Source organism: Wenyingzhuangia sp. IMCC45574, from assembly GCF_054182685.1.
On record NZ_CM135169.1, the window covers coordinates 591,206 to 606,163 of the forward strand.

The window sequence follows — 14,958 nt, forward strand, 5'->3', positions numbered from 1 at the left end:
ATGTTTCTAGTAAAAAATACACATCTAAAATTAGTAGCTTTTCTACTCCTTACATTAGTTGGTTGTAGTAAGGCCAAACAAGAGCCTACAAAACCAAATATTGTTTTGATACAAGTTGATGATTTAGGGTTTGACGATCTATCCATCAATGGAAATCCTGATATAGAAACCCCTAACATTGATAAATTAGGAAAAGAATCAACTCGTTTTAACAACTTTTATCTATCCTCTTTGTGTGCTCCTTCTAGAGCCAGTCTTTTAACAGGACGTAACTTTTTAAAAGCAGGTGTGTCTGGAGTTCATGGAGGAAAAGATTATATCAACCTAAAAGAAACCTTGTTACCACAAGTACTAAAAACAGGTGGTTACACAACAGGTATGTGGGGAAAATGGCACTCCGGAAAAACCAATGGTTATTTTCCTTGGGATAGAGGGTTTGATGAGGCTTACTATGCTTGTTTGTACAATTACTTTGACAATGAAGGGTTGTTAAACGGTAAACACATCAAAACAAAAGGATATACTACCGATAAAATTACAGACATGGCAATTGATTTTGTGACAAAAAATAAAAACACACCTTTTTTTGCTTACATGTCTCACTTAGCTCCTCATAATCCATGGAGAGCACCACAATCTTACATAGATAAATACACCAATAAAGGATTATCTAAACCTATGGCAACCCTATATGGAATGATTGACAACCTTGATTACAATGTAGGTAGACTAATAGACACCATAGATACTTTAGGCTTGGGAGAAAATACTATAATTCTATTTGTAAGTGACAATGGTCCTTGGGTAAAAAGTTATCGATTTGGTTTAAACGAAGAAGAGTGGAAACGTAGAAATCCGAACGGAAGAAAAGGTAAAAAAGGAACCAATTGGGAAAATGGAATCAAATCTCCTTTATTTGTTCGTTGGAAAGGAAAAATTAACCATGCAGATGTTAATGAAATTATAAGAACGGAAGACATCTTTCCAACATTGGTAGAAATGGCTGAGATACAACAACCCGAAAAATTACAATTGGATGGAATTTCTTTTGCCAAGGTTTTTAAAGGTGAATCTATTAAGAATAGAACTGTTGTAGCTGCCCACCCAACTCCTATAGGAGCTTCTTCTTTTAAAAACAAAGTAGATAAAAATTCGGCTTCTATTCCATTAACTCAAGACTACATCTCTACTTTCGGCTATAAAAACCAAAGATTGTCCATTCGTAAAGGTGATTTTAAATATGTACTGAATGAAACTGGAGAACACGGATTGCTGTACAATATTAAAAAAGATTACAAAGAACTACATGCCATTAAAAATGATAGTATTAAAAAGACATTGGACGCGGAATTAAAAGCATGGTACAAAGGGGTTTTAGAAAGTAAACATGCATACCAAATGCCTGAATTACAAATTGGATATAAAAACAGACGCTTTAACCAAATATATGCTTGTACTCCATCAAAAGTTAGCGAACATTTGATGAATGCAGATCATTTCCTAGCCAATTGGACTCAAAAAGGCGATGCTGCTAGCTATAAACTGAATGTGCATACACCTGGAACATATACGGTTCATTTGATTCATAAAATAAAAAACTATACCGATTGCAAATTTAAAATAACAAATGCAAAAAGCTCTTGCCAATCTTTCTTGATGGATGCTGGTAATAGAGATTTTGGAACACTCTTAGCTAACGAAAGTGCTTATTGGGAGGATTTTGACTTAAAAGAAACGTTTAAAAAAGATATTATCAAATCAACCTTGGGAACTATTGAGTTGAAGAAAGGAAAATCTGATTTGACAGTGCTATTAGAGGATGTGAAACCGAATCATAATTCTGACATATACGATCAAATCATTGCCATTCATTTGGTTAGAGAATAAGGAAACTGTATGCATCCCTCCCGAAACTTAGGGACACTCGATGACCTTTATTAATATTCATAATAAGATGTGAGGTGTTCGAGCGGATCCAGAAACTTCGGGAGAGAACTTTGCTAAATCCATTCAATAAAAAAGAGGCTATCCTCTCTTGTAACACACTTAAAAAACAAATGAGAAAATATCAAGCCACTATACTATTCACCATCTTATTAGTCTCTGTTTTTAGTTTTGGTCAACAAAAAGTAAGTTACCAACAGAAAATCAGTGCTTCAAAATGGTCTGTAATTGATATTAGCTTTCATACCAAAAGGGTTGTTAAAACCCCATTTGAGGTAGTTTTCGGAGCTGTTTTCACTCATGAGACTGGAAAAACAATGGATGTTGCGGGTTTCTTTAACGGCAACAAAGAATATGTAATCCGTTTTTCTCCTGAACTAGAAGGTAAATGGAGTTTTACAACTTATGCTAGTCTAAAAAGTTTGAGTGGTAAAGATGGAGTACTAACCATCTCTCCTAATGAGAATAAAAATCAGCATGGCCCTATAGTCATCAGCAAAAACAACAAACAAAAGTTTGCATATGCTAACGGGAAGCCTTATTTCTTATTGGCTTTTGAGTTAGACTGGTTATTTGCCTTGGATTGGGACAACCAGAAAGACATTCCTAAAACAAAAGAAATTATTCACGAGGTAAAACAAAATGGCTTTAACCAAGTAGTTATGAATGTCTATGCCTACGATGCCACTTGGGGAAGAAAAAAGATTGACCCTAAAACCAACTTTGCCAAACCCAAAGTATTTCCGTTTGGAGGCTCGAATGAAAAGCCCGATTATTCAACGTTGAATATTGACTTCTTTCAGCATTTGGATCGTGTTATTGAACATCTAGATGAACAAGGGCTGATTTGCCATTTAATGATTTACGTATGGAACAAGCAAGTCAATTGGCCAAAAGCTTATTCCAAAGAAGACAACAGATATTTTGATTATGTGGTAAAACGATATCAGGCCTATCCTAATATTATGTGGGATATATCTAAAGAAGCATTAGGTTATGGGCACGATGATATTGATTACATCACCAATCGTATAGAACGGTTAAAAAAACTAGAATCTCACAAACGTTTGGTATCGGTACACGATTACCACTACTGCAGTACTTTTCCCGAAAAAGTAGACTATATCTCTACTCAAAATTGGGTACCTAATATTTACGACCAAATGCTTTCCGTAAAAAAGGAATATGCCAACAAACCTATTTTTAATATAGAACACGGTGGGTACGAAACTACCATGCACTCCGTATTTGGAGGGGCATACTCAGACCCCGTAGTTTGTTTGGATAGAAATTACAAATGTGTGTTTGCTGGTAGCTATTCTACCTATTACTGGCAAAATACGTCTTGGTACGAGATCATCACCAAGCCTTTTGATTTGCCTAAAGAGCAACAGCCCTTTTTTAGCTATTACAAGAATATGGCAGACCTCTTTAACAAGTATAATTTTACACATCTAGAGCCTGCTCAAAAAGGATTTGGAACATATGCCCTATCAGATCATAAAAACACGTACTTATTTTACTTGCCGTCTGGTTTGGATAAAATCAATGGAAACCGAAAAGAATTAAAAGGAAAAACCATCAAAATTACTTGGTTCAATCCTTTAACAGGAGAATATATCTCCAAAGGAAAGAAAAAAATGAACAGTGCTTGGATGGGGTTTGCTAGACCATCAGAACTGAAAAGCTCTATGGCTATAGGAATTATTGAAGTTGTTGAATAGAAACTCACAATAACATCTTTTTAATTAAAAACTTACGTATGCAAAAAATAATTTTCACATTACTAATCTCTCTTGCCTTGTGCTCATGTGCAAAAGAAAAACAGCCTATCAAGCCCAATATCATCTTTGTATTTACAGATGACCATGCCACACAAGCCATTAGTGCTTATGGAGGTCCTTTGGCTACTATTGCCCCTACTCCAAACATTGACAAGATTGCCAATGAAGGAATGTTATTCCAAAGATGTATGGTAACCAATTCCATTTGTGGACCTAGCCGTGCTTCTATTCTAACAGGAAAACACAGCCATAAAAATGGTTTTTATAAAAATGAAAATACGGTGTTTGATGGTACCCAATTTACGTTTCCAAAAGCCTTGCAAGCCTCGGGGTATCAAACTGCAATTGTAGGGAAATGGCACTTAGAAAGCAACCCAACAGGGTTTGACCATTGGGAAATTCTTCCGGGTCAAGGAGATTATTACAATCCTGATTTTGTAAATAAAGACGGAAAACACCTAGAAAAAGGGTACATCACAGATATTATTACCGAAAAGGCTAAAAACTGGCTAACGAATCGTGATAAAAACAAACCTTTTATGATGATGGTTCAGCACAAAGCTCCTCATAGAACTTGGATGCCTGCTGAAAGACATTTGCATGCTTTTGATGACGTAGAAATTCCTGAACCTACCACTCTTTTTGATGATTATACAGGTAGAGGAACGGCAGCCAAAGAACAAGACCAAACCATAGAACACACCATGGAATTGGGTAAAGATAGCAAAGTAGAAGGGGTTGATCCTAGAACAACGTTAGCACGTGTTAAAAACAGGATGAGCAAAAGTGAATTAGCCGCTTGGAACAAGGCTTACGAACCTAAAAACAAAAAGTTTATAGAAGCGAATCTAACAGGTAAAGCACTTGTAAAATGGAAATACCAACGTTATTTAAAAGACTATTTACGTTGTGTAAAGGCCGTTGATGAAAGTGTTGGTGAAATTCAAAAATATCTGAAAGAAAATAATTTAGATAAAAATACCATTGTTGTGTATTCGTCTGACCAAGGATTTTACTTAGGAGAACATGGTTGGTTTGACAAACGATTTATGTACGATGAGTCTTTTAGAACTCCTTTTATTGTAAGCTGGCCAGGGGTTACGCAAGGTTCTGTAAACACAGATTTGGTAAGTAACCTTGATTTTGCTGCTACTTTTTTAGAAATGGCGGGGGTAGAAATTCCAGAAGAGGTACAAGGAGAAAGTCTAGTACCCATATTAAAAGGAAAAACTCCAAAAGACTGGCGTAACAGTTTGTACTATCATTATTACGAATTCCCTGGTTGGCACATGGTACACCGCCACGAGGGTGTGTACGATGGACGATACAAACTAATGAATTTTTACGATTTAAAAGAATGGGAGTTGTACGACATGAAAACAGACCCAAATGAAATGCAGAATCAAATAGACAATCCTGCGTATGCTGGAGTCCTTAAAGAGATGCAGGTAAAACTGGAGGAATTAAGACAGCAATACGATGTACCCAAAAATCAGCCTATGGACATTTCTAACCCAGATATGAAATACCACTCTGCTCATGTCCTAAAAAAGGCGATGGAAAAAGCTAAAAATAAAAAACATTAAATAAACACATGCATGAATATAAATTTTATGAAATACCTACTTTTACTAAGTCTCGGCCTTTTATACTCATGTGGTACTATTAAAAAAGAAGAAAAGAACACTGTTGTAAGTATTCAAAACAACCAATTTTTGATAAACGGGATACCAACATACAAAGACAAATCCTGGAATGGTAACACCATAGAAGGCTTGCTCTTTAATTCAAGAATGGTCAATGGAATATTTGATGACCTAAACCCAACAACTCGTGAGAACTATAAATACCCTGATACCCAAAAATGGGATCCAGACAGGAATACCCATGAGTTTGTAAAAAATATGCAACTTTGGAAGTCTTATGGTTTGAATAGTTTCACCATCAACCTTCAGGGAGGAAGCCCTACCGGTTATGGAAATGGAAAAACCATTAATTCTGCTTTTGACCCTAAAGGAAATCTTGATCCCTCTTATTTTAAAAGATTAAGAAAAATTTTAGACAGAGCGAATGAATTAGAAATGGTCGTTATTTTGGGATATTTTTATTTTGGGCACGATCAGTATTTAAAGGATGAAGAAGCAGTTATTAATGGGGTTAAAAACGCTACAGAATGGATCCTAAATCGAGGATATCAAAATGTATTGGTAGAAATTAATAATGAATGTAATGTAAAATCTTACGACCACGAAATTTTAAAAGTAGACAGGGTACATGAACTAATCGAGTTTGTAAAATCAATTCGTATATACAATAGAAGATTGTTAGTAAGCACAAGCTATAAAGGTTGTTATGTACCACATAAAGATGTAGTGTCTGTTTCTGATTTTATATTGCTACATGGTAATGGTGCAAGACCTAAAAAAATAAAAAGAATGGTATCAGAAACAAAACAAGTAAAAGGTTACAAAGGGCAACCTATTGTTTTTAATGAAGACGACAATTACAACTTTTCAGATACTAAAAACAATTTCAAATCAGCTATAGAAAGTTATGCCTCGTGGGGTTATTTCGATTTTAGAAGAGTTGGTAAACGTGCCAAAAAAGAAGGGGTTAAAGAAGAGACCGATATGAACATAGGCTATCAATCTGTGCCTGTTAACTGGGGAATAAACCACAAGCGTAAGCAAGATTTTTTTAACTATCTAAAAGAAATTACGCAAGAGAAGTAATAGGTAATTTTCCCCTTGTCTTCCTCTTTTAAAAAACATAAATCCCCTTTAACAATTGTGTACTGAATTATTTTTGTTGAAAATTTATAACCAAATGAAATTATATCCATTAAAGTTTACTCCTATCTTTTGCTACAGAATTTGGGGAGGAGAAAAACTAAAAAAAGAACTTCAAAAAAATTATGTCGAAAATAACATTGGGGAGTCATGGGAAATTTCCGATGTTACAGATTATGAAACGGTAGTTTCTAATGGAGAGCTAAAAGGTAAAACTTTAAGAGAGTTAATAAAAGAATACACTTCTGAATTTGTAGGTACTCAAGTTTACAATACCTTTAAAAACGAGTTTCCTCTATTAATTAAATTCATTGATGCTAAAACACCATTATCAATTCAAGTACATCCTAGTAATGAATTAGCTAGAGAACGTCATAATTCGTTTGGAAAAAATGAAATGTGGTATATTATGCAAGCCGATGACAATGCCAAATTGATTGTAGGTTTTAATGAAACTGTTGAAAAAGAGGACTATATTAATAGAGTCTCTAACGGGAATCTATTGGATATTTTAAATATCGAAAAAGTAACTAAAGGAGATACTTTTTATATTCCAACAGGAAGAGTACATGCCATTGGAGCGGGTGTTCTTTTAGCCGAAATACAACAAACCTCTAATATTACATATCGAATTTATGATTACGATCGTGTGGACAGTAAAACTGGAGAAAAAAGAGAACTGCATACTGATTTGGCTGTTGATGCCATTGACTATAAGCATTATGAAAATTACAAAACCAATTACAGCACGTCATTAAACAAGTCAAAAGAGTTAGTTCATTCACCATATTTTAAAACTAACATTCTTGATATTAAAGGTGAAATTCAAAAAGATTATAGCACTTTAGATTCTTTTGTCATTTTTATGTGTGTTGAAGGATCTGCCGAAATCTTGTATAAAGGTGATTGTTACAAGCTAAATCTTGGAGAAACTTTACTCTTACCCGCAAACATTCACAATATAACTATCAACTCTAGTTCTGGAAAAGTTTTAGAGGTACATATGTAATAAAACACCTCTTTAAATCAATACTATACTATCATAAGCAAGTAACCTTATTCTCTGGGATACTTGCTTTTTTTACGTTTGCAAAACAACACAACACACTGAAAAACAACCAATTAAAAACAACACACCTCCTAAAAAACATATCCCCCTTTTAATTGGCACTTACCCCCTACGACATGTAAAACAAACATTTAAATTGCGATGTTATTAATTTACAAATACCAAATAATTATGAAAAAAATTACTCTAATTGCATTTGCATTAGTACAATTTACAAGCTTTTCACAAAACTATGTGAACGATCCAACCTTTATAAATCCATCACCAGCTACATGGTCTGTGGTAGGTTCAGGTGCAGAAACAGGATATGATGCAACTGATACACATACCGCTGATGGTTCTGGATGTTATGTTGTTGGTCCAAATTTTAATAGCGAAATAAAACAAACAATTGCTGCTGGTGACACACCTTCTGGTACATCTGTTATTTACACTGTAAAATACTGGGTAAAAGGTACAGCTGGTACACAAGTAATATTCTCTGCTTTTAACGATGGAGGAAACGTATCTGGTACACAATATACAATTGCCACTACTGATACTTGGGAACAAGTACAGGAAACATTTACATTTAATACAGATACCGGAGTTACTTTTAAGTTAATTAAAAAAGGAGGAAACTTCTTATCTGTAAAGTTTGACGATGTTAGTATGGAAGAAGGTAATACTTTAAGTGCTAAGAACAGTGAAAATACTCTTTTCTCTATATCTCCAACTGCAGTTTCAGACTACTTAAACATACAACCAAAAACAGGAGACTTAATTGACAAAGTTGAAATTTATTCAATCTTAGGAGAAAAAGTAAAAACAGTAGCATCTACCGATATAAGACAAGTAAGTGTTAATGAGCTTACAAGTGGAATTTACTTAGTTAGAGCTTATTCTAAAAACAAAAATTCTGTAACAAAGATTTTAAAAAATTAAACCGTTTATTTCATGAAAAACCTTTTTCTTTTTATTCTTTTCGTTGGTTTTACAACAAAAGGAATCTCTCAAAACTATGTTAAGGATTCAAACTTCTCAAATCCATCTCCAGCTATATGGATAAAATCTAACGCTGGTAGTTCAACAGGATTTAATTCAGGAGAATCAAAAACTCAGGATAATTCAGGTAGCTATATTTTAAATGAAAATTTTAATGCTGAGATTAAACAAAGAATTAAAGCTGCTGAAACACCTTCAGGAGTTAACGATTACACCATTAAATATTGGGTTAAAGGTAAAAAAGGTGTTAAAATACAGTGCATTGCTTTTAATGGTACAGGTAAAAAAGGGCAGGTATATAGTATTCAAAACAGCGATACTTGGGAACTTGTACAAGAAGTATTTACTTTTGATGCTGACAAAAGCATTACACTGAAATTACTACTAAAAAAGAAAAACAAATCTATAACACTAGATGATGTGAGTGTAGAATTAGGTAATACTACAGAAAAATAAACAGTTCTATAAATTATTATTATTATTTAAGTAATTAGTTAGTGAATCGAGGTTTTTGAATTTATTCAAATCCTCGATTTTTTTTGTTCTTATATGGTAACTAACAGAAAACTCTAAAGAAATTATAGAAGTCAACAACAGTTCATTTAACAGCCCGTAAAATTAAATTGAGAAAAGAGCTGGTACCAATGCACTAAAAAGATATTATAAGCTTTAATAGACCGCCTAAAACGGTTATTGCCCTATCAAAATCTATATAAACGTATCCTTTACATGTAATCAACAAAATTTATTGCATAAAAAAAGACTTCACAATATATGTGAAGTCTTTTTATGTATTAACCAGTGCTTTTTACTTTAAACCAGACACCTTCTTAAGTGTTAGTAACCTGAAGTCTAATACTGAATCTTTAGGCTTCTGTAATGCTTTTAAGGTTAAGTTATTTTGCTGTTTTGTTAATTTTATAGTTCCTAAAAATAAGGGTTTAAACTCTTTTACATACGATTCCTGCCTAGGAAACCTATCCATTTCCGCTCCAACCAAAGCTGGGTTATGTGGTTCTTTAACCAACGTTTTTATACTATTATCATCAAAACTTAATTGTATGGTAGAACCTATATTTTCTTTACTACAAGTATAATAAACAGTCGCTTCATACTCACCTGATTCTAAAACTTCTACATCCCAAGAAATACTATCATTTACACTGGTCCAATTAGTTAAAAAAGAATCATTTGGCCATCTGTTGGATCGTTTTATATTCCCAAAAGCTTTGGCATCTCTGGCGGGTAGCTGTGTAATGGTATTTTTATATCCTACAGGTAATGTTCTTGTATCTTTTTTAGGAAGCTCACTTAGTACTTCTGCTATCCATCTTTGTTTGTAAGCAAGCATAGCTTGTAACTGTTCTGTATGTTGTGCTGCTATGTTATGAGTTTGTCCTGGATCTTTTAAAAGATCGTAAAGCTTCTCATCATTACTCAACATAAACTGATCGTTTCTAAGACTAATTCTTCCTTTCCAATAGGTAACCAAATAACGGTCTTTCCAATCATTTTCTTCATCCAATAAAAGAGGCTTTATACTTTTTCCATCCAATGGTTTTGGAGTATTTAGCTTGATATTGGTCAAATCAGCAAGTGTTGGTAAAAGATCTATAGATCCTGCTATATGTTTAATTGTTTTACCTGAAGGAATTACTCCTTTCCAATCTATAATAAACGGAACTCGAACTCCTCCTTCATCTGTTTTCCCTTTCTTTCCTTTTAGTCCGCCGTTATATCTATACCCGTTAGGTCCATTGTCTGATAAGTAAATAACAATTGTGTTTTCTTCCAGTTCCAACGACTTTAACTTATCATTTATTCTCCCAACATTCCAATCAATATTTTCGCACAAAGCATAGGCTGCTTTTGTAAATTCAATATCTTCTTTCTGCTTATATCTATGATCAACACTAATATCTGTATCTTTAAATTTATCCCACCACTTATTAGGTACCTGCATAGGACTGTGTGGTGTATTGTAGGGAACGTAAAGGAAGAAAGGCTTGTCTTTATTTGTTTCAATAAAGTCCAAGGCGTGGTTGGTTAAATCATCAGGTAAAAATCCATCTCCCTTTACTATTTCCCCATTATGATCTAACATTGGGCTAAAATAGCTCCCCCAATGTCCAGAAGTAAACCCATAAAACTCTTCAAACCCACGGCTATTAGGGTGATAAGGTCCTTGAGTTCCACTATGCCACTTTCCTAAAGCAGCAGTTTTGTAACCGTTTTCCTGAAATACTTCTGCGATTGTTTTTTCGTCTAAATCTATTCTCTCACCACCTTCAGAAGTTGAGTACACACCACTTCGTACATGATACCTACCCGTTAAAATTTCTGCTCGGGTTGGAGAACATACAGAGTTTACATAGAATCGTTTGACCACAGCACCGTGTTGTGCCATTTTATCTATATTGGGCGTTTTTATTTTAATATTTCCATTTAAACTTAAATCTCCCCAACCTTGATCATCTGTTAGAATAAGTATAACATTAGGTTGTTTACTTTCTTCTTTATGTGTTGTTTTACAGGATGCTTGAGAAGAAACAATTATGACTAATATAGCCAACTTAAAAACATGCTTGAATGTTAAAAATACTTGTTTCATGTGGTGTTTATTTGAACTATTAATTAGCAAGCTTAGCATTTGCTTCTTTTATAAGCTTTAATGTAGAAGTATCTGTTGAAAAAACCGAATTTAACCCTTGTGGTTCCTGTGGTGGATCTGCTGTAAAATCGTCTCCTTTTTGCCATTTTCCATCTTTAGCAATTACCTCTGCATAACCTGCAAATCCCCAGAAATTTAATCCTGCTAAAACACCACCATTGGCATTAGATTTTACAATCTCATTAAAAATAGCTTTGTAAAACGTATTTCTATTTTCTATGGAAGCATCTTTTGACAAGCTTTCTTTCTCTCTTGGAAAACCAAACTCTTCCATTACAATAGGTTTCTGTAAATTTTGTGCCACCTCTACATGCTCTTGCATGTACTGTTTTGCCTTTTTTATAGATGTTTGTGTTGATGTTTCTTCATCGTTTATGTCGTACCAACTCCAGTTCTTAGGCCACATATGCATGTTTAAATAATCTATATCCTTATTAAGATGCAATTTGGTAAACATATCAATATTTTGCAATGATCCTGCCTTACCTTCAGAACCTGTAGATATTAAGTGATTAGTATCCAAGGACGCTATTAGAGTTACTGTTTCGTTTAACCACGATGTAAAAACTTTTTCGTGTTCAGCTTCCATAACTCTTGGTTCATTAGCTACCTGCCAAGACATAATAGTGTTGTCTTTAGTATATGGTAATTTTGTGTAGTTATTGGTGCGACCAATGATAAATTTAACATGTTTGTAGTAAGCCTCTTTACAAGGTTCACAACTATGAAACTGCTTTGTGTAGTTTTTATAATCCTCCCATGAATATTTTTCTAAAAATGGATTGGGAACTTCTCCATACCCATTCCATTTTAAATATTCAGACATCCCTCCAGACCAAATCCAATTGTTGTTTAAATACAAAACAGCGTACATATTTCGCTTACGCATTTCTGCTAACAAGAAATCTAGTCCATCTAATAAATCTTCGTTATATATACCCTGTCTTGGTTGTAATGCAGGGCTTACGCGTGAATCCCCTCCATTTCCTTCTGCACCAACCAATATTCTTAAATTATCAATTCCAACACTCTTCATTAAATCTAATTCTTTAACAAGACGTTTTCTATCTCCATTTTTTGCTGCAATTAAAGAACCGTACCAGTAATTTGTACCTACAAAATAATACGGGACCTCTCCTTTGTAAAATTTAGCATTTTTTACAGAAATAAGAGGAATCTCTTTTTTGGCTAATTTTTTATATTCTAAACTCTTACAAGAATATAATACACTTAAAAAAACACTTATAATAATTAGCCTAAAAGACCTTGTAGAAAGGCAACGAAAATAGATATATTGATTCATTTTTAAATATTATTTTTTGGTGCATTAATAACACCACCAAGACAGTATTGGTATATGTATTATAAATTCATTTTAATACAAGCTCTAGAGGTATGGTATGGGGCTTTCCACATACTCACCTTGTCTTCTTGCTCGTAGACGTTACCACTTTCGTCCACTCTAAAGTGCCACTCTCCATGTTTAAAATCTAGTAAGTTCTGCTTGGTATACTCCCAAATCTTAATAGAAGCATCCACATATTCAGGTTTGCTCTTAATGTCGTTTACAAATTTTAACCCTATTAAAGCTTCTACCTGTGGCCACCAGTGTCTATCTGTATCTGTATGGTTTGTATCCAAGTCTTTTTCGTTAATAACCGCATGGTCTTTTGCTATACCTTCTTCCAAAAACGTATCAGCAACTCTTAAAGCAATGTACTTACACTCATCTATTAAAACAGAATGTTCTAATGTTTCAGCAGCTTCTAAAACCAACCAAGCAGATTCAATATCATGACCATAGGAAACAGCATTGCTTAACAAATTCCAATCTTCATCAAAAAACAATTCGTAATGATTGTTTTCATTCAAGAATTTTTCATTCATCACTTCAACTAAGTGTTGTAATGAATCTTTTAGTTCGTTATTGTCATAAATTTTAAGCAATGTAGTATAAGCTTCTAAAATATGAAGGTGTGTGTTCATGGTTTTAGCAGCATTCATATCCTTATCACTCAAACGCATATCCCCTATTGAACTCCAATCCTCATTAAAGGCTTCTAAATACCCTCCTTTTTTAGTATCCTTAGCATAGCGCTCTATCTGTTCAAAAATTTCAATAGCCCAGTCTTTAGCACTTTCATCTTTAGAATAGATGTAATACTCAGACAAAGCATAAATAGTAAATGCTTGTGCATATACTTGTTTGCGTTTGTTCACTGGATTACCTAAGTAATCCAGCTCCCAAAACACACCTTTATTGGTTTTGTCTTTAAAAAAGGTTTTCAAATATTCAAACGAACGCTCACAAATAGATTGATAATCATCCGTTTTTAAGTAATTAGATGCAGCTGCAAAAGACCATAGAATCCTACTATTTAGAATGATCCCTTTAGAAGCCTTAGGAATGATGTTATTTTGATAGTCACTTCTACCAATAAATCCTCCATGTGCTTTGTCTAAGGTATTTGTTTTCCAAAAGTCAAGAATTCTTAACAACTCTGTGTGTAATTCTTGTTTAAGGTTTTTATAGTCCATTTCCATTAATACAATCCTTTATTATTTTCAATTAACGCTAACATTGTGTTTACAGACTCTGCAGAGGTATATTTATCTTCTGGATTGTTTGTTACATAATCCACCAATCTATCAACTGTAGAAGTCGCAACATGCATTCTCGTATCAGATGATGCATAGTAAATATGAACAGTTCCGTCTTCGTCTTTTACCCATCCGTTTGCGAATAATACGTTAGATACATCTCCTAAACGCTCACTACCTATTGGTGCCATAAAGTGCCCAGCAGGTTTGTGAGTAACTTTAGAAATATCGTTTAAATCTGTCATAAACATATACAATGTGTAACGCAATCCAGCAGCAGTATTTCTAACTCCGTGTGCTAAGTGCAACCAACCTTTCTCTGTTTTAATTGGAGAAGGTCCTAAACCATTTTTAAGTTCGTAAACAGTGTGGTATACACGGTCGTAAATAATTGTTTCATCGGTAACCACAGGATTTGTCATGTCATCCACATATCCAAGTCCAATTCCACCACCACTACCAACATTGATAAATCCATCTTGTGGTCTTGTATATAAAGCATACTTTCCATTAACAAACTCTGGATGTATGGTTACATTTCTTTGCTGTCCTGCCGAAGATACTAGATCTGGTAAACGCTCAAAATTCACCAAATCCTTAGTTCTAACAATACCAGCATTTGCAATAGCCATACTAGTATTTCCTTTTGGAGCATCTGGATCTTTACGTTCTGTACAGAAGATTCCGTAAATCCATCCATCTTCGTGTGCCACCAATCTCATATCGTAAACGTTCGTATCAGGATTTCCTTCAATTTGTGGAATTACACATGGCTTATCCCAAAACTTAAAATTATCCACACCGTTAGGACTCTCTGCAATGGCAAAGAATGATTTTCTATCATTTCCTTCAACACGCACACAAACCACATAATTGTCTTTCCATTTAATAGCTCCTGAGTTTAATGTTGCATTATACCCTATGCGCTCAATTCCATTTGGATTGGTTTCTGTATTTAAATCAAATCTCCAGTGCATTGGCATATGCTTGGTTGTTATGATTGGATTTTTATATCGTGTATAAATACCATTGTAATCTTCTACAGGTGTATTTTTTTCTGTCAACAATGCTTTATAAGCATCCATTTCTTGTTTCAATTTTACTTCCATTGAATTT

The 14,958-nt window shown here is 34.0% G+C and carries 11 protein-coding genes; 7 read left to right on the forward strand and 4 right to left on the reverse strand.

What is annotated here, in order from left to right; translation table 11 throughout:
* From ACXHHC_RS02645 to ACXHHC_RS02675, 7 genes are all read left to right on the forward strand, one after another.
* Complete coding sequence (locus ACXHHC_RS02645) at nt 1-1,887, forward strand: sulfatase-like hydrolase/transferase (protein ID WP_458228106.1); 1,887 nt, start codon at nt 1-3, stop codon at nt 1,885-1,887.
* 170 nt (nt 1,888-2,057) lie between these two features.
* Entirely contained in the window at nt 2,058-3,668 is a 1,611-nt protein-coding gene (locus ACXHHC_RS02650; RefSeq protein ID WP_458228107.1) for an apiosidase-like domain-containing protein, read from the forward strand.
* A 38-nt stretch (nt 3,669-3,706) separates the two neighbouring features.
* Nucleotides 3,707-5,314, forward strand: a complete 1,608-nt coding sequence (locus ACXHHC_RS02655) for a sulfatase family protein (RefSeq protein WP_458228108.1) — start codon at nt 3,707-3,709, stop codon at nt 5,312-5,314.
* Between the two features lie 12 nt (nt 5,315-5,326).
* Nucleotides 5,327-6,460, forward strand: a complete 1,134-nt coding sequence (locus tag ACXHHC_RS02660) for a hypothetical protein (protein WP_458228109.1) — start codon at nt 5,327-5,329, stop codon at nt 6,458-6,460.
* Between the two features lie 94 nt (nt 6,461-6,554).
* Nucleotides 6,555-7,526, forward strand: coding sequence for a type I phosphomannose isomerase catalytic subunit (locus tag ACXHHC_RS02665; RefSeq protein ID WP_458228110.1), 972 nt, complete (start codon nt 6,555-6,557; stop codon nt 7,524-7,526).
* 231 nt (nt 7,527-7,757) lie between these two features.
* A complete protein-coding gene (locus tag ACXHHC_RS02670; protein ID WP_458228111.1) occupies nt 7,758-8,510 on the forward strand; it encodes a T9SS type A sorting domain-containing protein in 753 nt (250 codons plus the stop codon).
* Between the two features lie 12 nt (nt 8,511-8,522).
* Complete coding sequence (locus ACXHHC_RS02675; RefSeq protein WP_458228112.1) at nt 8,523-9,026, forward strand: hypothetical protein; 504 nt, start codon at nt 8,523-8,525, stop codon at nt 9,024-9,026.
* Between the two features lie 352 nt (nt 9,027-9,378).
* Here ACXHHC_RS02675 and ACXHHC_RS02680 read toward each other — a convergent pair whose 3' ends face one another.
* The 4 genes from ACXHHC_RS02680 to ACXHHC_RS02695 are packed head-to-tail and all read right to left on the reverse strand — an operon-like array spanning nt 9,379 to nt 14,951.
* Nucleotides 9,379-11,181 (reverse strand): arylsulfatase, encoded by a 1,803-nt coding sequence (locus ACXHHC_RS02680; RefSeq protein ID WP_458228113.1) that lies wholly within the window; start codon nt 11,179-11,181, stop codon nt 9,379-9,381.
* Nucleotides 11,182-11,200: 19 nt separating this feature from the next.
* Nucleotides 11,201-12,544 (reverse strand): glycoside hydrolase 5 family protein, encoded by a 1,344-nt coding sequence (locus ACXHHC_RS02685; protein WP_458228114.1) that lies wholly within the window; start codon nt 12,542-12,544, stop codon nt 11,201-11,203.
* A 59-nt stretch (nt 12,545-12,603) separates the two neighbouring features.
* Complete coding sequence (locus ACXHHC_RS02690; RefSeq protein WP_458228115.1) at nt 12,604-13,785, reverse strand: AGE family epimerase/isomerase; 1,182 nt, start codon at nt 13,783-13,785, stop codon at nt 12,604-12,606.
* Complete coding sequence (locus ACXHHC_RS02695; protein ID WP_458228116.1) at nt 13,785-14,951, reverse strand: glycoside hydrolase family 130 protein; 1,167 nt, start codon at nt 14,949-14,951, stop codon at nt 13,785-13,787. Before ACXHHC_RS02695 ends, ACXHHC_RS02690 begins: the two co-directional genes overlap by 1 nt.
* Nucleotides 14,952-14,958 lie beyond the last annotated feature (7 nt).